The organism is Streptomyces sp. NPDC051286 (assembly GCF_044455345.1).
In the GTDB taxonomy this organism is placed as follows: Bacteria; Actinomycetota; Actinomycetes; order Streptomycetales; family Streptomycetaceae; genus Streptomyces.
Window position 1 is genome coordinate 20,951 of the sequence record NZ_JBITER010000007.1, and the last position, 20,779, is coordinate 41,729.

Genomic DNA, 20,779 nt, shown 5'->3' on the forward strand with positions numbered 1-20,779 from the left:
CGATTAGCCAACCGTCGGTGGGCTGTTAACCATTTGTTGCCGTCACGTTGGGCCGCGAATTGAAATGCCTTCCTAAGTTCTGGGACGTGCCCCCACGTACCGATAAGACGACCGCCCTCCGGGTAGCCGTGCTCGCCGACTCCGACACCCGGTGGAAATGGGGCGCGCTCACCGCGCGCCGCCTCACCACCGGCGCTCCCGCGGGGTCGGCGCAGCGCGTCGAGATCAGCGGGCTCCTGCTGCGCGGCCGGGCCACCCCGACCCCGCGCCAGCTCGCCGAGGTCGGCGACGTCGGTATCGACGCCGACCGGGTGCGCGAGGTGACGGCCGTCGAGTTCCTGCACGCCGTGCGGGACGAGGGGTACGACGTCGTGGTCCTCGCCCTCGTCGGCGGCGCGGTCCAGGCCATGCTGCACGGCCTCGCCGCCCTGCGGCTGCCCGCCAGGCCCGTCGTCATCACCGGCTATGTCGGTGTCGTCTACGAGAAGCTCGCGGACGGTCTGCTGCTGCGCCACGGCGCGGACGTCGTCCTCGCCAACTCCCGCCACGACGCGGAGCGTTTCCGCGCGGTGTACGAGGGAGTGGGCGCCGATGCCTCGGCCGTCACGGAGGCCGCCCTGCCGTTCCTCGGCGGCGAGCCGCACCGCCCGCAGGAGGGCCGCGACACGGTCGTCTTCGCCGCCCAGCCCTCCGTGCCGGCCTCCCGCGCCGACCGCACCTATCTGCTGCGCAGGCTCGTCGAGCACGCCAGGCTGCATCCGAACCGCGAGGTGCTGCTGAAGCTGCGTTCCAAGCCCGGCGAGCACACCACGCACATCGAGGAGCTCCCGTACCAGCGGCTCGCGGAGAAGCTGCCCGGCGGACTGCCGCCCAACTTCCGTCTGGTGTACGGGCACATGGGCGAGGTCCTGGACCAGGCAGACCTGCTGGTCACGGTCTCCTCGACCGCCGCGCTGGAATCCCTGCACCGGCGCATCCCGACCGCGATCCTCACCGACCTCGGCGTCCGCGAGGCCCTCGGCAACCACCACTTCGTCGGCTCCGGCCTGCTCACCTCCTGGGACCACCTGGACGGCGGCCACCGCCCGGAGCCCGACGGCGCATGGCTGGCCGGCCAGGGCGTCGCAGCCGACGGCACGTACGCCACGGCCTACGACCACGCCCGCGCACGCGTCGAAGTCCTGCTCGCCGCCACCCGCCTGCCCGACCTCGCCCCGTACTACACACCCGCCACCGCCCCCGGCTACCTCCCCGGCATCCTCGCCCGCCACCACCTGGCCCCCGACGGCCACCCGCTGCCGGGCGCCGCGGCACCGCGCGAGACCGGCGGGGTGCGCGGCGCGGTCCGCGACGCGGTACGGGAAGCGGCGCGGGGCGCGTACCGGCAGGGCGTCCAGCGGGTCGCCCCCGTCATCCGACGGATGGGCGAGCTGTGACCACCTCCACTTCCACCACGACACCAGGAGCAGCGATGACGCCGCCCACCGTGCTCGCCGTGATCCCCGCCCGCGGCGGATCCAAGGGCGTCCCGGCCAAGAACCTCGCCCAGGTCGGCGGCATACCGCTGGTCGCCCGTGCGGTCCGCGCCTGCCTGACCGCCCGCGAGGTCACGGACGTCGTCGTCACGACGGACGACGCGGCGATCGCGGACGCGGCCCGGGCGGCGGGCGAGGCGCTCGGCGCCGCCGAGCGCGTGCACTGCGTCCAGCGCCCGCCGGCCATCGCGGGCGATACCGCCACCAGTGAGGCGGCGGTCCTGCACGCACTCGACGCGTACGAGGCGATGCACGAGCGCATCGCCGACGTGGTGCTGCTCGTCCAGTGCACCAGCCCGTTCGTCACCCGCGAGGACATCGACGGCGTGGCCGCCGCGGTCGCCCGCGACGGTGCCGACACGGCCGTCACCGTCGCCCCGTTCCACGGCTTCATCTGGCGCGACGGCAGCGCGGTCGAGGACGACACCTACGGCGTCAACCACGACAAGGCCGTCCGCCCGCGCCGCCAGGACCGGCCCCAGGACCTGCTGGAGACCGGCGCCGCCTACGCGATGGACGTCGCGGGCTTCCGTACCCACCGGCACCGCTTCTTCGGCCACACCGCGCTGGTCACCACCGACCCCGCCCGGGTCCTGGAGATCGACGACCCGCACGACCTGGCCCGCGCCCGCGCGCTCGCGTCGCTCCTGGACCCGTCACCGCTGCCCACCCGCGAGGACATCGACGCGGTCGTCCTCGATTTCGACGGCACGCAGACCGACGACCGGGTCCTGATCGACTCCGACGGACGCGAGATCGTCGCCGTCCACCGCGGAGACGGTCTGGGTATCGCCGCCCTGCGCAGGGCGGGCCTCGACCTCCTGATCCTCTCCACCGAGCAGAACCCGGTCGTCGCCGCCCGCGCCAACAAGCTCAAGGTTCCCGTCCTGCACGGCATCGACCGCAAGGACCTCGCCCTCAAGCAGTGGTGCGACGAGCACGGCATCGCCCCCGAACGGGTGCTCTACGTCGGCAACGACGTCAACGACCTGCCCTGCTTCGCCCTCGCCGGCTGGCCCGTCGCCGTAGCGAGCGCCCATGACTCGGTACGTGCCGCGGCGCGCGCCGTCACGACCACCCCCGGCGGCTTCGGCGCCATCCGCGAAATCGCGGCGTGGCTGCTCGGGCCCACCCTCACCAGCCACCTTTCCACCCCCACCAACCCCACCACCAAGTAAGGAAACACCCCCATGAGCACCTCCCGTCTGCGCACCCTCGGCACCCGCACCGCCGGCCCGGGTCAGCCCGTCTACGTCACCGGCGAGATCGGCATCAACCACAACGGCGACCTCGACAACGCCCTCGCGCTGATCGACGTGGCCGCCGAAGCCGGCTGCGACGCCGTCAAGTTCCAGAAGCGCACCCCGGAGATCTGCACCCCGCGCGACCAGTGGGACATCGAGCGCGACACCCCCTGGGGCCGGATGACGTACATCGACTACCGCCACCGTGTCGAGTTCGGCGAGGCCGAGTACCGCGCCATCTCCGACCACTGCGCCAAGCGCGGCATCGACTGGTTCGCCTCCCCGTGGGACACCGAGGCCGTCGCCTTCCTGGAGAAGTTCGACGTGCCCGCCCACAAGGTCGCCTCCGCCTCCCTCACCGACGACGAGCTGCTCCGCTCGCTGCGCGCCACGGGCCGCACGATCATCCTCTCCACCGGTATGTCGACCCCGCGCCAGATCCGTCACGCGGTCGAGGTCCTCGGCTCGGACAACATCCTTCTCTGCCACGCCACCTCGACGTACCCCGCGAAGGCCGAGGAGCTGAACCTCCGCGTCATCAACACCCTCCAGCAGGAGTACCCGAACGTCCCGATCGGCTACAGCGGCCACGAGACCGGCCTGCAGACCACCCTCGCCGCCGTCGCCCTCGGCGCCGCTTTCGTCGAGCGCCACATCACCCTCGACCGGGCCATGTGGGGCTCCGACCAGGCCGCCTCCGTCGAGCCGCAGGGCCTGACCCGACTGGTCCGCGACATCCGCACCATCGAGGCCTCCCTCGGTGACGGTGTCAAGAAGGTGTACGAGTCGGAGCTCGGCCCGATGAAGAAGCTCCGCCGCGTCGCGGGTGTCGTCGCCGAGAACACCGAGTCGGCCCCGGCCGCCGAGCCGGTCGCGGTCTGACGGGCCGACCGGTGAACCTCGCCTTCGTCGAGAGCCCGGTCCAGCTCCTGAACGTCCTGGAGTGGGCCTTCACAGAGGGAGGCGACGACCATGTCCTGGCGGACATAACGGTCGTCGTCCTCCCCCCGGTCGACCCGATGTCGCGCGGCCAGCTGCGCCGGATGGCGGAGCTGGCTCGCGACGAGGGCGTCAACGTCCGCTGGCAGGAGGCGCGCGGCGGGGCGAGCGCGCCACTGAAGACCCTCCGGGCCCTGACGGGACTGCTGCGCAGGGCGGACCGGATCGTGATCGGCGACCCGTTCTCCCGTTACGTGCAGCTCCTCCTGTCCATGGTCCGCGCCCGTCGGCTCACGGTGGTCGACGACGGCACGGCCACGATGGAGTTCGTCGCCCAACTCGCCCGTGGTGAAAGGCTGGTGCGCTGGCACCGGCGGGGCAGCTCGGGTCCGCGCGACCTGATCCTGGCCCCGGTCACGGCCACCGCCCGCCGCCGCTTCACCCCGTCCGCGACCCGCGAGGTCGAGGTGTTCACCGCCATGCCGGTCGAGGCTCCGGCCGGCGTCACGGTCACTCCCCACACCTTCGCCTGGACCCGCGCCCGTTTCGGCCCGCCGATCCTCACCAAGGGCGCGGACCTGGTCGGCACGTCCCTGGCCGAGACGGGCGTGATCGACCAGGCCCAGTACCTGGAGGCGGTCGCCGCCCTGGCCCGTACCCACGGCGCGACCCGCTACTTCGCCCACCGCCGGGAGTCCGCCGACAAGCTGCACGCCCTGGAGGCCGCCACCGGCCTGGAGATCGTCCGCCCGGACCTCCCTCTGGAACTCATCGCCCGCCGCGGCCCGATCGGCCGCACGGTCCTCAGCTTCCCGTCCACGGTGGTCCACACACTGCCGCTGGCGCTGGCGGGCACGGAGGTCAAGGTCGCGGTCTGCGACATCGCCCCGGAGTGGCTGCGCGACACGGCGTCGCCACGCGCGCAGGGTTTCCTGAGCGGTGTCACGGAGACGGCCCGCGACGTACAGCGCCTCGCCCCGTGGCGGGCGACTGCGGTCACGGAGGCCTGAGCCTGCCCCTGCGAAGGGCTGAGGCCGCCCGGGCGGACTGCCCGAGCGGCCTCGATGCATACGCGGGTGACCGGGCCCATCACCGGCGGGTCCGGGACAAGCCGGTGCGAGGTGTTCAGGGAACGCGCAGGAGACGGGGACTACTTCTCGGCGAAGATGTCCTCGATGGACGACGCGGCGGGGGCGCGCAGGAGCCAGCGGCTCAGGGTGTCCAGATCACTGCAGCCCGTAATACGCCGGCGAGCCTCATCGGGCACGTCGATGCCGGCCTGCGCAAGGAAGAGCAGGATGTCTTCCTTGCGGCCCTCCGCGCGGCCCTCCAGGCGGCCCTCTTCGCGGCCTTCGTCCCGGAGCTCTTCCGAGAGGGGCGACTTGTAGAAAGAAAGGTCCACGGCCACCAGGTTCCTCCACTGTTGTGCGGCCGGGCGGTTGCCCAGGCCCTGTGCGGTGAGTTCGACGATGGGGTCGACGATTGCTTCCGGAGCCTCCCGCAGAGCGGCAGACAGTGTTTTCAGTATGGCACCGATGTCCGGATCGCCGGCGTGTGTGATCGCGGCCAGTGTGGCGAGGGCCAGGTCCTTGCGGGCCTCGGCCACGTCGGTGATCACCGGCATGTTGTGCGGGCCCACGACGAGGGGGCACAGGGTGATGATCGGATGCCCGACGCCGCCGAAGACTGTCGGGCGTGCGGCCCATTCGGCGGTGGCGCGGTCCTGGCAGACGACCAGCAGCAGGGCCTGCTGCCGGTACTTATTGAGCAGGTACATGTAGTAGTAGCCCCAGCTGGCGGGCTTGTCGGGGTCCTTCTTGCCCTGGGCCTCGATGGCCAGAAGGAAGGGCTCGCTGTCCTCCATTTCGATGCGCAGCAGGGTGTCGACGCGTCGTTCGAGGGGCCGGTTCTCGGTGAGGTCGGTGGGCATGACAGTGACCGAGGTGGGTGGGGCGATCGCGACCCCCAGTACCTCGGAGACGCGGCAGAACAGTCCTGGGTACTCCTGGAAGATGCGGTGCATCGCCTCGTGGGGCGAGCTGACCATGGGGTTCGTTCCTTTGGTTGCGCGGGTGGGGTGGAGGCGTTCGCGTCAGGCGGCTTCGTGTACGTCCGTACGGCAGTCGCGGCAGCACCCCGGTTCCGGAGCGCGGAAGGGCCGGTCGCATCCGTCGCACTCCTGGAGGGGTTGCGGCCGTGGTGCGGATACGGGGGCCGGAGCCGCCGGGAGCGGGGGTGGCAGGTGCGTGGTGAGGCGGTGCGCGAGGAGGCCCGCGGGTTGTTTGAGGTGTTCGGGGAGGTTGGTGGTGAGGGCGTGCCGGACGGCGTCGGGGTGGGCGTCGCGTTCCAGCCAGGCGGCTACGGCGGGAGTCAGGCGGTGGATGTCGTTCTCGGCCAGGAGCAGGCGTGGTTCGTGGCGGCGCAGGTCGACCAGGAGCTCGGCGGCCGCGCGGTGACGCTCCAGGTCGGGCACCTGCGGCTGGGGCAGCAGCGGGCGCGGGGGTTCGGATGTCCGTTGCGGTTCGGGGGCGGGTGCGAGGGCCTGCGTGTCCGGCCGGGGTGTGGGGGCAGGGGTGGGCTCCGGTGCTGGAGTGGGGGGCGTGGCCGCGGCCGGACGCCTGGGCGCCGTGCGGCGGGGACCGAGCTCGGGCCTGGGCTGCGGCTCGGACACCGGCGTGCGGCCGGCCTCGGAGCTCGGCTGGTTGTACGAGACCGTGCGGGTGACGACCTGGCCGCTGGGGAGCCGTTCCCGGGTGCGCTGCAAGTAACCGTGGGCCTCGAGTTCGCGCAGGGCAGCGGCGATACGGGTCTCGCTCTCCGGGAAGCGGTCGGCGAGGAACCTGATACTGATCTTGGCTCCGGCGGGCAGCGACTGAATGTGCGCGGCAAGTCCGATCGCGGTGAGGGACAGCTCGCGATGCTGGGTGAGGTGGTTACCGACGACCGTGAACCGGCTGGTGTGCCGGGAGTTGATGTGCACGACACCGGACGACGGCGTGGCGCTCCCACGTACGCGGGACGGGGCGCGCGAGGGCGCGGTAATCTGCTGGGTATCCATCGGGAAGGCTCGACTTCCTCGTTGGTCAGGCCCTCGATCAGGATTGCAGTCCTGGCCGGGGGCCGTCGCATGTCTGGGGTTGTTGGTCGCCGCGAGCATATGCCGACCAACCAGGCGCGAATCCAGCCGAATTGGCCAAACTCACCCGTGTGAGTGACGGGAGGTCGGGTGGGGTTGGGAAGGGTGATTTCCCCGGGTACTTCATAGACCTTTACGTCGTGCGTCATGGCGTCGCGGTGCTCCGCGTCGCAGGAAACCGGGTCGTGGAATTCCGCGACTCGGTGGCGGCGGTCACGGTACGAGGGCGAGCTCCGCCCACAGGGTTTTCCGCGGCAGAGGCGTGGAAGTGACCCCCAGCGGTCGGCCAGTGCCCCGACGATCGGTCTTGATTCCCCAGCAAGGGCTGCTCGTTGATCGCCTCGACGGTTCCCCCGCGTCACCCTGGGATCTGGAGACGGGCGGTCTCACCGGCCGAGGAACGGCTGAGGCCGCCCGGGCGGACTGCCTGAGCGGCCTCAACTCATACACGAACTATGACCGGCGTTATGAGTTGTACCGTTCGAAGAACTTCACTCGGCCGAAGGTCCAGTTACCGGGGCCGTTTCCCAACTGCCGACGGGTTCACTGAGGCTGCCGTCGCAGGACGTGCCCGGTGCGATGCCGCTCGTCTACACCGTGGTGCCGATGCTGTTCTGGCTCGGGCTGCTGACCCTCGTCACGCTGCTGGCGTTCTTCCGGCGGGACGTCGTCAGGGGGTGGGCCCCGGTGCTGGTGCTGGCCGGGATCGTGCTGGCGGCCATGAGCCTGGATCTGCTGCCGGTCGGTGCCGTGTGCCTCGGGGCGGCGCTGCTGCCGATGCGCCGGGGGCTGCCCGAGGGCGGAGAGCGGCTGGGCCGGCCTCAGGGACGACCGGGCGCGGCGCGCAGCACGGAGCAGTCCTTCTCCGAGACAGCGCCGTAGTCGATGTGGTCACCGGGACCAGCCCTGCTGCCTGCCCGCCGCCCGCCCGTCCACCTGCCGTTGAGGATCCGGCGGGCGGGCGCACTACGGAGCCGGACAGCGGGGGCATCGGAGGAGAATGGGCGAGTTTACCCACCTCCATCTCACGGCACACGCTCCGACGCCGCATTTTGTTCCTCTATGCGGCTGAACTTTTGTTGATCTGTGGCCAGTTGAGGGGTGAAGGGGCCTACCCTTCACCAGGTGAACCAGTTGATGTCCCTCGAATCAGATGCCGACCTGCCCGAGGACCCCGCCCTGCCCGGCACGCTGCCCGAACCCCTGCGGGCTGAGCTGATCGCGTTCCGGCGCGATCTGCACATGCACCCCGAGCTCGGCAACCAGGAGTTCCGCACCACCGCTGCCCTCAAGGCACGGCTGGAGAAGGCAGGGCTCCGGCCCCGGGTGCTCGCCACCGGAACCGGGCTCCTGTGTGACGTGGGTACATCGGGAGGGGCGCGAAGCTCGAACAAGGGTGGCGGTGGGCGACGGGCGGGCAGCGACACCCGGCCCATGCTCGCCCTGCGCGCGGACATCGACGCCCTGCCCATTCCGGACACCAAGGCCGGCGTCCCGTATCGGTCCACCGTCCCCGACCGGGCGCACGCCTGCGGGCATGACATTCACACGACGACCGTCCTCGGCGCCGGGCTCGTGCTCGCCGAGCTCGACCGGCAGGGGCTGCTGCCGCACCCCGTGCGGCTGATCTTCCAGCCCGCCGAGGAGGTGCTGCCCGGCGGTGCGCCCGATGCGATCGAGGACGGGGTGCTGGAAGGCGTCGGGCGGATCATCGGGGTGCACTGCGACCCGAAGGTCGACGTGGGGAGGATCGGGCTGCGGGTCGGGGCGATCACCTCCGCCTGCGACCGGCTGGAGGTCACGCTCGACGGGCCCGGCGGGCACACCGCCCGGCCGCATCTGACCACCGACCTGGTCACGGCCGCCGCCAAGGTGGCCACCGAGGTGCCCGCGCTGCTGGCGCGGCGGGTCGACGCGCGGGCCGGGCTCGCCGTGACCTGGGGGCGGCTGGAGGCCGGGCACGCGTGCAATGTGATCCCGCAGCATGCCGAGCTGTCGGGAACGGTCCGCTGCCTGGATCTGGCGGCATGGCGGGAGGCGCCGGACCTGGTCCACGCCGTGATCGACGAGGTGGCCGGAATGCACCGGGCCAAGTCGGTGATCGACTACATCCGCGGGGTCCCGCCCGTCGTGAACGATCCGGCCGTGACCGATCTGCTGGCCGCCGCGATGACCGGGCGCCGCGGATCGTATGCGATCGAGGACACCGAGCAGAGCCTCGGCGGCGAGGACTTCTCCTGGTATCTGGAGCACGTCCCGGGGGCCATGGCGCGGCTCGGGGTGCGCACGCCCGGTGACACCCGGCGCCTCGATCTGCACCGGGGCGATTTCGACGCGGACGAGGAGGCGATCACCGTTGGCGTGGAGCTTTTCACCGCCGCGGCTTTGCTCGACGGCAACCGTCCGTAACCGGACAGGTCACCCCAGGTTCGCGACGATCCGATAACGGCTTCCGTACAGGGCTTTATCTGACATCTACGCGCGTTACGATCTCGGCGAAACCAGCGCCGGAAGAGGCGCTTCGGTCAGGTTTGAAGGAGCCTTCCCTTGCGCCGGGTATCCAAGATCACCGCTGCGTGTGCCATCACCGCGGCTTTCGCGCTCACCGCCACCGCGTGCGGCAGCTCGTCCGACGAGAGCACCAGCTCCGACAAGGGTGAGATGAAGATCGGCATGGCCTACGACGTGGGCGGCCGGGGCGACAACTCGTTCAACGACTCCGCCGCGCGTGGTCTGGACAAGGCCAAGGCCGAGTTCAAGGCCCAGACGAAGGAGCTCACCGCCAAGAACGGTGAGACCCCGGCAGACCGTGAGCAGCGTCTGCAGTCGCTCGCCGAGGGCGGCTACAACCCGGTCATAGCCATCGGCTTCGCCTACAAGGACGCGGTCGACAAGATGGCCGCGAAGTACCCGAAGGTCAACTTCGGTCTGGTCGACTCGGTCTCCGACGCGAAGAACGTCGCCTCCATCGTCTTCACCGAGGAGCAGGGCTCGTACCTCGCCGGTGTCTCGGCGGCGCTGAAGTCGAAGGACGGCCAGGTCGGCTTCATCGGCGGTGTGGACCTTCCGCTGATCAAGAAGTTCGCCGCGGGCTTCCAGCAGGGTGTCCTGGACACGAACCCGAAGGCCAAGGTGCAGATCCAGTACCTGTCCACCGGTTCGGACCTGTCCGGCTTCGGCAGCCCCGACAAGGGCAAGGAAGCCGCCAAGGGCATGCTCGACAAGGGCGCGGACGTCATCTTCGCCGCCGCGGGCGGCTCGGGTGCCGGTTCGATCGAGGCCGTCGCAGGCAAGAAGGGCGCCTGGTCCATCGGTGTCGACTCCGACCAGGCCCTGGACCCGGCGCTGGCGAAGTACAAGGACACGATCCTGACCTCGGTCGTCAAGAATGTCGACGGCGGTGTCTACGACCTGATCAAGTCCGTCAAGGACGGCAAGCCGGTGACCGGCGTCCAGTCGTACTCGCTGGCCAAGGGCGGCGTCTCGCTGACCACCACGGGTGACCACCTCAAGGACATCCAGGCGAAGCTCGACGAGGCGAAGAAGAAGATCGTCGACGGCACGGTCACGGTCAAGACCACGACCTGATCCGACCCGTCGACCGGGGCCCGGGCCAGGGGGTGCCCGCGACGTTCCGCCTGATCCGCCCTTCGGGCGGACGGCGGGATGTCGCGGGCGCCCCCTGGCCGCTTCGGCTGATCGGCCGGGCCCCGATTCGCGTACGGCTTCCGGCCGGGCCCGGAACGTAGCCGTACGCGCACCATCGGTCACCTGTTATCAGGTGGCCAACGATTCGGTGGCACTACGCGCGTAGCGCGTGCCGGGCGCGGTAACTTTTTCCGCCCCCACCCCATCCCGCCCCACCGCCTCCGCCCTCCGCCCTCCGCCCTCCGCTCCTGCCAAGGAGAGTGCGCCATCAACGCGTCCAGTAGTCCCCATGCCGTGGAGCTCCGCGGCATCACCAAGCGGTTCCCCGGGGTCGTGGCCAACCACGACATCGACATCACCGTGCGCCGCGGCACCGTCCACGCTCTCGTCGGCGAGAACGGTGCCGGCAAGTCCACTCTGATGAAGATCCTTTACGGCATGCAGAAGCCGGACGAGGGCACCATCGCGGTGGACGGCGAGCAGGTCTCGTTCCACAACCCGGGTGACGCCATCGCGCGCGGCATCGGCATGGTGCACCAGCACTTCATGCTCGCCGACTACCTCACCGTCCTGGAGAACGTCGTCCTCGGCTCCGAGAAGCTGTACGGGATCGGCGACCGGGCCCGCGCAAAGATCAAGGAGATCTCGGACGCGTACGGCCTCGGTGTCCGCCCGGACGCCCTGGTCGAGGACCTCGGCGTCGCCGACCGCCAGCGCGTGGAGATCCTCAAGGTCCTCTACCGCGGCGCCCGCACCCTGATCCTCGACGAGCCGACCGCCGTCCTCGTGCCGCAGGAGGTCGACGCACTCTTCGACAACCTTCGTGAGCTCAAGGCCGAGGGCCTGACCGTCATCTTCATCTCGCACAAGCTGGGCGAGGTGCTGTCGGTCGCCGACGAGATCACCGTCATCCGGCGCGGAACGACGGTGGGCACCGCCGACCCGAAGCGCACCACGACCAAGCAGCTCGCGGAGCTGATGGTCGGCAGCGAACTGCCGTCGCCGGAGACCCGCGAGTCGACCGTCACCGACACGCCGATGCTCACCGTCGACGACCTGCGGCTGACCGCCACCGACCCGGACGGGGTGGTGCGTGCCGTGCTCGACGGCATCACCTTCACCATCCACAAGGGTGAGGTCCTCGGGATCGCGGGCGTCGAGGGCAACGGCCAGTCCGAACTGGTCGACGCGATCATGGGGATGCGCCACCTCGACACCGGCGTACTGACCCTGGACGGCGTCGACATCTCCCGGACGCCGACGCGTAAGCGCCGCGAGGACGGCATGGCGGTCATCCCCGAGGACCGCCACCGGCACGGACTGCTGCTGGAGGCCCCGCTCTGGGAGAACCGCATCCTCGGCCATGTCACCGAGCGCCCCAACAGCAAGGGCGCGTTCCTCGACCTCAAGGCCGCCCGCGCGGACACCGAGCGGATCGTGCGCGAGTACGACGTCCGTACTCCCGGCATCGAGGTCACCGCCGCCTCGCTCTCCGGCGGCAACCAGCAGAAGCTGATCGTCGGCCGCGAGATGAGCCACGACCCGAAGCTGCTGATCGCCGCGCACCCCACCCGGGGCGTGGACGTCGGCGCGCAGGCGCAGATCTGGGACCAGATCCGCGAGGCGCGTCGCGAGGGCCTGGCGGTGCTGCTGATTTCCGCCGACCTGGACGAGCTGATCGGGCTCTCCGACACCCTGCGCGTCATGTACCGCGGCCGCCTGGTCGCGGACGCCGACCCGGCGACCATCACCCCGGAGGAGCTCGGCTCGGCGATGACGGGCGCCGCCACCGGCCGCCTCGAAGCCCCGGACGAGACAGCAGCACCGAACGAGACTGCAGCGCCGGTGGAGACAGCAGTGCCGAACCAGGCGACAGCACCGGACGACTCGGCTGCCGGAAACGGAAGCGAAAGCACCGACACCGACCCCCGGGACGGGGGAGAGGACCGATGAAGAAGATCGACAAGGAGCGGCTGCTCCTGGGGATCGCGGCCCCCGTACTCGCGATCGTGGTCGCCTTCCTGGTGACCGCCCTCGTGCTGGCCGCCACCGGCAAGGAACCGTTCAGCGCGTTCGGCATCATGTTCGACTACGGGGTGAAGTCGGACAGCCAGGTCTACATCCTCAACAAGGCGACGACGTACTACCTCGCGGGTCTCGCGGTGGCCGTCGGCTTCCGGATGAACCTCTTCAACATCGGAGTCGACGGCCAGTACCGCCTCGCCGCCTTCTTCGCCGCCGCCGTCGGTGGCGCGCTGACCCTGCCGGGCGCCCTCCAGATCCCGCTGATCATCCTCACCGCGATGATCGTCGGCGCGATGTGGGCCGGTATAGCCGGCGTCCTCAAGGTCACCCGGGGCGTCAGCGAGGTCGTCTCGACGATCATGCTGAACGCCATCGCGACTGCCATCATCGGCTATCTGCTCCAGCAGGGCCGCCTCGGTCACCTCGACGAGGCCGGCACGAAGATCTCCACCACCCCGCTCCCGGAGTCCTCGCACTTCTTCGAGTTCCCGACCACCCCTTCGCCCGTCTGGGGCTTCATCGTGGTCGCGGTCGTCGCAGGCATCGCCTACTGGTTCACGCTCTCGCGCACCCGGTTCGGCTTCGATCTGCGTACGGTCGGCCAGTCCGGCTCCGCGGCCGAGGCCAGCGGCGTCAACGTCAAGAAGATGGTCGTCACGTCGATGCTGATCTCCGGCGCGGTGGCCGGTCTGGTCGGCATGCCGACGCTGCTCAACGACAGCTACGAGTACAGTGGCGACTTCCCCATCGGCATCGGCTTCACCGGTATCGCCATCGCCCTCCTCGGCCGCAACCACCCCGTCGGCATCGCGCTCGGCGCGCTGCTCTGGGGCTTCCTGGAGCGCGGAACCGGAAAGCTCGAGTTCGAGGGGTACGACAAGGAAATCGTCGGCGTCATCCAGGGCGTCATCGTCCTGTGCGTCGTCATCGCCTACGAAGTCGTCCGTCGCTACGGACTCAAGCGCCAGCAGAGCAAGGTCGGCGCGGAACTCGCCGCACAGGCCGCCCGTAACTCCGACCAGCAGGAGGTGTCGGCGTGACCGCCACGGCGACTTCCACCCCGCCGCCCGCGGCCACCAAGGTCTCCGGTGGCAAGGACGGCCTCACCCGCCTCTCCTTCCCCGTCGTTCTGCTGATCGTCGCGGGCGTGCTACTCGCGCTGTCCGCGGTACGCGCCATCACCGGCGCCCAGGACGTCACCTCGGCCGGGCAGATCAGCGCGGCGCTCGCGATGGCCGTGCCGATCGGGCTCGCCGGTCTCGGCGGCCTGTGGGCCGAGCGGGCCGGTGTGGTCAACATCGGCCTCGAAGGCATGATGATCCTCGGTACGTTCTTCGGTGCCTGGGCCGGCTGGCAGACCAACCCCTGGCTCGGCGTGCTGGCCGGTGTCATCGGCGGCATGCTCGGCGGGCTGCTGCACGCCGTCGCGACCGTCACCTTCGGCGTCGACCACATCATCTCCGGTATCGCCATCAACATCCTGGCGCTCGGCTTCACCACCTACTTCGCCAAGCTCTGGTTCAACTCGGGCGAGGCGGCGGCCAAGGGCGGCAGCCCCAAGCAGTCGCCACCGTCCGACGACATCACCTCGGTGACGATCCCCGGCCTGTCCGACTGGCTGCACTCGATCGAGAAGCACCACTGGTTCTTCGTCTCCGACGTGGCCGGTGTCATCGGCGGTCTGGTCACCAATGTGTCGCTGCTGACGGTTCTGGCCGCGGTCCTCTTCGCCGTGACCTTCTTCGTCCTGTGGAAGACCTCGTTCGGGCTGCGGCTGCGTTCCTGCGGCGAGAACCCGATCGCCGCCGAGTCGCTCGGCGTGAACGTCTACCGCTACAAGTACATCGCGGTGATCATCTCCGGCGGCATGGCCGGACTCGGCGGCGCCTTCCTCTCCCTGGTCACCTCGCACATCTACAACGAGGGCCAGACCGGCGGCCGCGGATACATCGGTCTCGCCGCGATGATCTTCGGTAACTGGCGGCCCGGCGGACTCGCCATGGGCGCGGGCCTGTTCGGCTTCGCCGACGCGCTCCAGCTGCGCAACGGCGGCGAGTCCGTCCACGCGCTGCTGCTCCTGCTGGTGGTCGTGCTGGCCTTGCTCGCCGTCTGGAAGCTCTACCGCAAGAGCTTCGTCCAGGGTGCAGTCAGCGCCGTCATCGCCGCCGCTGTACTGGTCTGGTACCTCGCCACGGACACGGTGCCCACCGAGTTCGTGAGCGCCACCCCGTACATCGTCACGCTGCTCGTCCTCTCGCTCTCCGCGCAGCGGCTGCGGATGCCGAAGGCGGACGGCATGCGGTACCGGAAGGGCCAGGGCAAGTGACCGCGGCCGGCGACGTCGACTGGGACGCCCTGCGCGCCGCTGCCCGGGACGCCATGTCCCGGGCGTACGCCCCCTACTCGGGCTACCCGGTCGGCGTCGCGGCGCGCGTCGACGACGGCCGCACGGTGGTCGGCTGCAACGTCGAGAACGCCTCGTACGGACTCGGCCTGTGCGCCGAGTGCGGCCTGGTCTCGCAGCTGAACGCCACCGGCGGCGGCCGGCTGACCCACTTCACCTGTGTGGACGGGGCGGGCGAGATCCTGGTCCCCTGCGGCAGGTGCCGTCAGCTGCTGTACGAGTTCGGCGGACCGGAGCTCGTCCTGGAGACCCCGGACGGTCTCCGTACGCTCGACGAGATGCTGCCGCAGGCGTTCGGGCCGGACCATCTCAGGTAGAACTTTGCTTTCGGATCAGGCCGGATCAGGGTGCGCGCCAGTACCCGCGAGCCCGGCCTGATCCGAAAGAACAGGCCCAGAACTCCCGTGGCCCTCCTGAAACTTCGGGAGGGCCACACCCGTTTCCACCCTCTATGCGCGTAGAGTCATTCGGGACTCTTGCGCACGTACCGGCCGGAAGGACACCCAGGACATGGACGCCATCTCCGTCATCCGCACCAAGCGGGACCGCGGCGAGCTGAGCCCCGAGCAGATCGACTGGGTCATCGACGCATACACCCGAGGCGAGGTCGCCGACGAGCAGATGTCCGCGCTGGCCATGGCGATCCTGCTGAACGGCATGAACCGTACGGAGATCGCCCGCTGGACCGCCGCCATGATCGCCTCCGGCGAGCGGATGAACTTCGACGCGCTCTCCCGCCCCACCACCGACAAGCACTCCACCGGCGGCGTCGGTGACAAGATCACCCTGCCGCTCGCCCCGCTGGTCGCCGCCTGCGGCGCCGCCGTGCCGCAGCTCAGCGGCCGCGGTCTCGGCCACACCGGGGGCACGCTCGACAAGCTGGAGTCCATCCCCGGCTGGCGCGCCCACCTCTCGAACGCCGAGATGCTGAACGTCCTGGACACCACCGGCGCCGTGATCTGCGCCGCCGGTGACGGGCTGGCCCCCGCCGACAAGAAGCTGTACGCGCTCCGCGATGTCACCGGTACCGTCGAGGCCATCCCGCTGATCGCCAGCTCGATCATGTCCAAGAAGATCGCCGAGGGCACCGGGGCGCTCGTCCTGGACGTCAAGGTCGGCTCCGGCGCCTTCATGAAGACCATCGAGGACGCGCGCGAACTGGCCTCCACCATGGTCGCGCTGGGCAGCGACAGCGGCGTACGGACGGTCGCGCTCCTCACCGACATGGCCACCCCGCTCGGCCTGACCGCGGGCAACGCTCTGGAGGTGCGCGAGTCGGTGGAGGTCCTGGCCGGCGGCGGCCCGAAGGACGTCATCGACCTCACCCTCGCCCTGGCCCGCGAGATGCTGGACGCGGCCGGGCTCAAGGACGCCGACCCGGAGAAGGCCCTGGCCGACGGCTCCGCGATGGACGTCTGGCGCCGGATGATCTCCGCCCAGGGCGGCGACCCGGACGCCGCGCTCCCGGTCGCCCGCGAACAGCACGTGGTCACGGCACCGTCCTCCGGCGTACTGACCCGCCTGGACGCGTACGACATCGGCGTCGCCGCCTGGCGCCTCGGCGCGGGCCGGGCCCGCAAGGAGGACCCGGTGCAGGCGGGTGCGGGCATCGAGCTGCACGCCAAGCCGGGCGACCCGGTGACCGAGGGGCAGCCGCTGCTGACGCTCCACACGGACACCCCGGAGAAGTTCGACTACGCACTGAAGGCCCTGCCCTCCGCGTACGACATCGCCCCGGCCGGTACGGACTTCACGGCCACCCCCGTGGTGCGGGAACGTATCGCCTGACCTGCGGCTTACTCGTCCGGGTGAACGGGACCGGTGGACTGCCGCCGGTCCCGTTCGGCATGCTGGACTCGGTGACGCACCGATAGAGGAGACCGCCATGAGCGCACTCACCGTCGACCCCGCGCCGGGCCACGGCCAGGACTGGGACGACCTCGTCCGGATCTGGGAGGAGACGGACGCACCCGAGGGCTGCAAGGTGGAGATCATCGAGGGGATCGTCACCGTGTCGCCACCGCCGTCCAAGGACCACAACACCACCGCGGAACTGCTGCAGCGCAGGCTCTACACCGTGATTCCGGAGGACTGGGGGATCTATCAGACCCTCGGTGTCGCCGTGCCGGGCCGGGCCGGGCTCTACGTCCCCGATCTCGTCGTCGTGCCGCGTGCCGTGGCGACCGGGCCGGGCAACCGCGTACCGGCGGAAGAGGCCCGGCTCGTCGTCGAGATCACCTCGCAGGCCAACGCCAACCACGACCGCATCGGCAAGGCACACGGGTACGCGAAGGCCGGTGTCGAACTCTTCCTGCTCCTGGACCCCTGGCACTCCGGCCGCCCCACCGCCACCTTGTACGGGGAACCCGCCGACGGCACCTACCGGGTCCTGGACGCGGTCGAGTACGGGGAAAAGCTGACGCTTCCCGAGCCGTTCGCACTGGTACTGGACACCGGGGTCTTCCCGGCCGGCTGAGAAGCGATGCCGCACCGGTCCCGTCGTTGCGCGAACGGCCCGCCAGGACGGAGTGATCCGTCCTGGCGGGCCGCCGTCATGCGTCGCCGCCGGGGTGCCTACTTGCCGAAGTAGGCGTGGTAGATCGACACCGACGATGTGTTGCCCTGCTTGTCCGTGACCTTGGCCCTGAAGGAGATCGACTTCCCCTTGGCCGGGTTCTTCACGGAGATCCTGCCGGACTTGACCGTGACCTTCTTCCAGGTCTTGCCGGCGTTGTAACTGACATAAACCGTCAGCGACTTGAGGTTCTTTCCGGCGGCCGCACCCTGCACCTTCACCGGCACCGACGCGGTCCGGCCGGCCGTGACCTTGCTGTCCAGCGTGACAGGGGGCGTGAACCGCACCGTGGAGGCGGGAAGTTGGACGAACTCGCTGGTCTTCTTCGACCGGAACGTCCAGCTCGCGTCGATCCGGGTGGAGACGGCGGAGATCCTCACGTTGCGCTGCACCGAGGTCGTCACCTTGTAGTCGGCGACGCCGGACGGCACGGTGAAGGGGATATCGCCCTCCAGCGGGTCCTTGTTCTGGGCGAACTTGGCGCCGTTGCGGTACAGGACGGTCTTCACCGAGCTGTACGCGGACCTGCCGATGTTCCCGTTGCCGTCGGCCACGAGCGGCAGGACGCCGAGGATCTCGTTGCCCTTGCGGAAGAACCCGTACCCCTCGGGGAGCGCGGGGCCGAACACCGCGGTGTTCACCCGCTTCCGGTACGTCTTGCCCGCCTTGAGGGTCTGCGAGTCACCGAGCGAGTAACCCGCCTCGGCGTCCGGGAAGCGGTCCCGCTTGCCCCGCTGTTCGAAGTCGAAGTTCCACTTCACCTTGTCGGCGGTGGAGACATAGACGGTCTGGGTCCCGGGGGCCGGCTGCCCCGTCGACGTGGCCCAGCCCCCGTCCATGTCGGGCAGCGTGCCCCAGGCGGTGATCGATCCGGTCTTGCCCTTGCCGGACGCGCCGAGACCGATCGTGACCTTCGCCAGCTGGCTGCTGGTGAACTTCCGGGTGTAGCCGGTCGCCGCCTGCGTCACCGGACCGCCGACCGTCACGTCGTAGCGGGTCGAGGAACCCTTGGCCCAGGTGCCGAGCCAGTGCTGGGAGAGCGAGCCGTCGGTGACCTTCGGGCCGACGTGCGCGGTACGGAAGCCCTTGTACGAGTTCAGCACCCAGCCGAAGCCGGCACCGCTGTCCTTGCTGTCGAGCTGGAGGTCGGGGGCGGCCAGCAGGGACTTCGTGCCGGTGGCGGGAAGCGTGAACGTCACCGGCTTCGTCTTCCGGGCGTCCAGCGTCACGGTGAGGTTCTTGGTGACGTCCAGCTTCGGCTGGGTGATCCAGTCGGTGCCCTTGGCCATGTCGTTCGGGTCGACGTAGACGGACGAGTTCAGCACGTAACCGCCCTTGGGGACACGGACCTTTGCCGTCCCGTCGGGGCCCGCCGGGTTCAGCCAGACGCCGGCCGCGGTGCCGGAGAGGCCGCAGAGAGTGTTGTCGTAGTACGTGGCGGGCTTGCCGTCACGCCCGATGTTCTTGATCGTGACGTCGTACGACTCGATCTCCCGCTCGACCGCGGCCGCGGTGCGGACGCTCTGCCCGCCGCCGGTGGCGACGACATACGCGGAGTAGGCGCCGTCCGCCGTGCCGCCGAGTTTCGTGTTCACGGTGAGCGGTACCTCGGCCGTGCCGCCCGCCGGGACGGTGACGTGCTCGGTGCCGAGGGTGAAGAAGCCGGCCGGGGCCGGCTTGCCCTTCGGGCCGGTGGCGGTCAACGCGAGGTCGAGGGTGACATCGGTCGTCCCGAGGTTGCGGTACGTCACCTGCTTGGTGACCGGCGCGTCATCGGTGTGCGGCCACTGCTGCACCCCGAAGCCGACCGAGACCGGGTCGGCGATGACGGTCTGGGCAATCGCCCTGTCGACGGCGATCCTGCCCGTGCCCTGCTCGAACGGCGTGTACGCGCCCGGCTTGGTGGAGGCCGCCAGCGCGCCCTTCAGCTCGGTGTTCCTCCACTCCGGGTGCTCCTGCTTGAGCAGCGCCGCGGCGCCCGCGGCATGCGGGGCCGCCATCGACGTGCCGGAGATCGTCAGATAGCCGGGCGGGTTCTGGCCGACCTCCTGGTCGATCACGGAACCGGGTGAGGCGGCCGCCGTGATGTCCACGCCGGGTGCGGTGACATCGGGCTTGATGCCGCCGTCGCCGACGCGCGGTCCGCGGCTGGAGAATTCCGCCAGCTTGTTGTTGTCGTCGACAGCGCCGACGGTCAGTGCGGCGTCCGCACTGCCCGGGGAGCCGACCGTGCCTGCGCCGTCGCCCTCGTTGCCCGCCGAGATGGCGAACAGGACGCCCTTGTCGGCCGACAGCTTGTTGACCGCTGCTTCGAGCGGGTCGATGTCGGGGCTGTCGGGGCCGCCGAGACTCAGGTTGATGATGTCGGCGCCCTGCGCGACCGCCCACTCCATGCCGGCCAGGATGCCGGAGTCCCCACCGAAGCCGTTGTCGTCGAGGACCTTGCCCTCGAGCAGCTTGGCGTCCGGTGCGACCCCCTTGAACCTGCCGCCCGACTTGGCGCCCGTACCGGCCGCGATCGAGGACACATGGGTGCCGTGCCCGAACCGGTCCTTGGTGTCGGGCGACTCGGAGAAGTTCTTCGTCTCGAGGATCTGCCCCTTGAGGTCCGGGTGGGTGGCGTCCGCACCGGTGTCCAGGACCGCGATCTTGATGCCCTTGCCGGTGTAACCGGCCTTCCAGGCGGTCGGCACACCGATCTGCGGCACGCTCTTGTCGAGGCTCGCCCGGCGCACCCCGTCCAGCCAGACCCGGTCGATGCCGGCCGCGGTGGTGCGCTGGGCGCCCCGGGAGGCCTTGCTGGTGAGCGCCTGCCAGATGTCCTTGGCGTCGCTCTTCGGAGTGGTCACCGACTGGGCGTTCAGCGACTTCAGGGTCCGGACGACCCGGGTGGCGCCCGCGTCCCGGACGTCCGCCTTCGCGGCGGCGGCCTGCGCGCCCTTGTAACCGACGATCAGCTTCAGGCCGGTGTGCTGGGCCCGGCGGTTCTCCGGACGGTTCAGCTCGGTGACGTCGAACAGGCGGCGGTCCAGCTTGCCGGAACTGATCAGCCGGTGGGCGTCAGCCGGTATGAGCAGGGTGTGCCCGTCATGTATCTGCCGCTGCACGGGTATCTGCTCGCGCCCCTTGGCGGGACGGAAGTCCACGACTCGGCCCTTCGCGTCCACCGAGACTCGGTCGCCGGTGATCAGCGTCAGCTGATGCCGGGTCACGGACTTGGTTCCGGTGGCCGGACGGGCCTGCTCCGGCTGCGCCATGGCCGGGGTGGTCATC

The 20,779-nt window shown here is 70.1% G+C and carries 16 protein-coding genes; 13 read left to right on the forward strand and 3 right to left on the reverse strand.

The window, feature by feature from the left end:
• Positions 1–86 precede the first annotated feature (86 nt).
• Genes ACIBB8_RS09530 through ACIBB8_RS09545 form a run of 4 tightly spaced genes read left to right on the forward strand, consistent with a single transcriptional unit; the run spans position 87 to position 4,728 of the window.
• Positions 87–1,436 carry a DUF6716 putative glycosyltransferase gene (locus ACIBB8_RS09530; protein WP_398950171.1) on the forward strand — a complete coding sequence of 450 codons (1,350 nt, stop codon included), beginning with the start codon at positions 87–89 and terminating at the stop codon, positions 1,434–1,436.
• Positions 1,437–1,471: 35 nt separating this feature from the next.
• Entirely contained in the window at positions 1,472–2,713 is a 1,242-nt protein-coding gene (locus ACIBB8_RS09535; RefSeq protein WP_398950173.1) for a cytidylyltransferase domain-containing protein, read from the forward strand.
• 12 nt (positions 2,714–2,725) lie between these two features.
• Complete coding sequence (locus ACIBB8_RS09540; protein ID WP_398950176.1) at positions 2,726–3,661, forward strand: N-acetylneuraminate synthase family protein; 936 nt, start codon at positions 2,726–2,728, stop codon at positions 3,659–3,661.
• Positions 3,662–3,672: 11 nt separating this feature from the next.
• The gene (locus tag ACIBB8_RS09545; RefSeq protein WP_398950178.1) at positions 3,673–4,728 is read left to right on the forward strand and encodes a hypothetical protein; all 1,056 of its coding nucleotides are present in this window, start codon (positions 3,673–3,675) and stop codon (positions 4,726–4,728) included.
• A 140-nt stretch (positions 4,729–4,868) separates the two neighbouring features.
• Here the strand turns inward: ACIBB8_RS09545 and ACIBB8_RS09550 are convergent, their stop codons facing one another.
• The gene (locus ACIBB8_RS09550; RefSeq protein WP_398950180.1) at positions 4,869–5,765 is read right to left on the reverse strand and encodes a hypothetical protein; all 897 of its coding nucleotides are present in this window, start codon (positions 5,763–5,765) and stop codon (positions 4,869–4,871) included.
• A gap of 45 nt (positions 5,766–5,810) precedes the next feature.
• Positions 5,811–6,776 carry a helix-turn-helix domain-containing protein gene (locus ACIBB8_RS09555; RefSeq protein ID WP_398950182.1) on the reverse strand — a complete coding sequence of 322 codons (966 nt, stop codon included), beginning with the start codon at positions 6,774–6,776 and terminating at the stop codon, positions 5,811–5,813.
• 657 nt (positions 6,777–7,433) lie between these two features.
• Here ACIBB8_RS09555 and ACIBB8_RS09560 point away from each other — a divergent pair.
• The 9 genes from ACIBB8_RS09560 (at position 7,434) to ACIBB8_RS09600 (ending at position 17,407) form a co-directional block, all read left to right on the forward strand.
• Positions 7,434–7,736, forward strand: coding sequence for a hypothetical protein (locus ACIBB8_RS09560; RefSeq protein ID WP_398950184.1), 303 nt, complete (start codon positions 7,434–7,436; stop codon positions 7,734–7,736).
• 255 nt (positions 7,737–7,991) lie between these two features.
• Positions 7,992–9,263, forward strand: a complete 1,272-nt coding sequence (locus ACIBB8_RS09565) for an amidohydrolase (protein ID WP_398950522.1) — start codon at positions 7,992–7,994, stop codon at positions 9,261–9,263.
• A 138-nt stretch (positions 9,264–9,401) separates the two neighbouring features.
• A complete protein-coding gene (locus tag ACIBB8_RS09570) occupies positions 9,402–10,442 on the forward strand; it encodes a BMP family protein (protein ID WP_398950186.1) in 1,041 nt (346 codons plus the stop codon).
• Positions 10,443–10,796: 354 nt separating this feature from the next.
• Positions 10,797–12,455: an ABC transporter ATP-binding protein gene (locus ACIBB8_RS09575; protein ID WP_398950188.1), complete on the forward strand. Its 1,659-nt coding sequence runs from the start codon at positions 10,797–10,799 to the stop codon at positions 12,453–12,455.
• Entirely contained in the window at positions 12,452–13,567 is a 1,116-nt protein-coding gene (locus ACIBB8_RS09580; protein ID WP_398950190.1) for an ABC transporter permease, read from the forward strand. Before ACIBB8_RS09575 ends, ACIBB8_RS09580 begins: the two co-directional genes overlap by 4 nt.
• Complete coding sequence (locus ACIBB8_RS09585; RefSeq protein WP_398950192.1) at positions 13,564–14,853, forward strand: ABC transporter permease; 1,290 nt, start codon at positions 13,564–13,566, stop codon at positions 14,851–14,853. The genes ACIBB8_RS09580 and ACIBB8_RS09585 overlap by 4 nt, the downstream gene beginning before the upstream one ends.
• Entirely contained in the window at positions 14,850–15,248 is a 399-nt protein-coding gene (locus ACIBB8_RS09590; protein WP_366691105.1) for a cytidine deaminase, read from the forward strand. Before ACIBB8_RS09585 ends, ACIBB8_RS09590 begins: the two co-directional genes overlap by 4 nt.
• Positions 15,249–15,441: 193 nt before the next feature.
• A complete protein-coding gene (locus tag ACIBB8_RS09595) occupies positions 15,442–16,719 on the forward strand; it encodes a thymidine phosphorylase (RefSeq protein ID WP_366691106.1) in 1,278 nt (425 codons plus the stop codon).
• A gap of 97 nt (positions 16,720–16,816) precedes the next feature.
• Entirely contained in the window at positions 16,817–17,407 is a 591-nt protein-coding gene (locus tag ACIBB8_RS09600) for a Uma2 family endonuclease (RefSeq protein WP_398950195.1), read from the forward strand.
• A gap of 98 nt (positions 17,408–17,505) precedes the next feature.
• Here the strand turns inward: ACIBB8_RS09600 and ACIBB8_RS09605 are convergent, their stop codons facing one another.
• Complete coding sequence (locus ACIBB8_RS09605) at positions 17,506–20,778, reverse strand: S8 family peptidase (RefSeq protein ID WP_398950524.1); 3,273 nt, start codon at positions 20,776–20,778, stop codon at positions 17,506–17,508.
• Position 20,779 lies beyond the last annotated feature (1 nt).

What these genes read in the sequence shown, in the direction of transcription:
- ACIBB8_RS09535 (WP_398950173.1), top strand. Translation starts at nt 1,472, where the DNA reads ATGACGCCGCCCACCGTGCTCGCCGTGATCCCCGCCCGCGGCGGATCC.
- ACIBB8_RS09540 (WP_398950176.1), top strand. Translation starts at nt 2,726, where the DNA reads ATGAGCACCTCCCGTCTGCGCACCCTCGGCACCCGCACCGCCGGCCCG.
- ACIBB8_RS09550 (WP_398950180.1), bottom strand. Translation starts at nt 5,765, where the DNA reads ATGGTCAGCTCGCCCCACGAGGCGATGCACCGCATCTTCCAGGAGTAC.
- ACIBB8_RS09555 (WP_398950182.1), bottom strand. Translation starts at nt 6,776, where the DNA reads ATGGATACCCAGCAGATTACCGCGCCCTCGCGCGCCCCGTCCCGCGTA.
- ACIBB8_RS09560 (WP_398950184.1), top strand. Translation starts at nt 7,434, where the DNA reads ATGCCGCTCGTCTACACCGTGGTGCCGATGCTGTTCTGGCTCGGGCTG.
- ACIBB8_RS09565 (WP_398950522.1), top strand. Translation starts at nt 7,992, where the DNA reads ATGTCCCTCGAATCAGATGCCGACCTGCCCGAGGACCCCGCCCTGCCC.
- ACIBB8_RS09580 (WP_398950190.1), top strand. Translation starts at nt 12,452, where the DNA reads ATGAAGAAGATCGACAAGGAGCGGCTGCTCCTGGGGATCGCGGCCCCC.
- ACIBB8_RS09595 (WP_366691106.1), top strand. Translation starts at nt 15,442, where the DNA reads ATGGACGCCATCTCCGTCATCCGCACCAAGCGGGACCGCGGCGAGCTG.
- ACIBB8_RS09600 (WP_398950195.1), top strand. Translation starts at nt 16,817, where the DNA reads ATGAGCGCACTCACCGTCGACCCCGCGCCGGGCCACGGCCAGGACTGG.
- ACIBB8_RS09605 (WP_398950524.1), bottom strand. Translation starts at nt 20,778, where the DNA reads ATGACCACCCCGGCCATGGCGCAGCCGGAGCAGGCCCGTCCGGCCACC.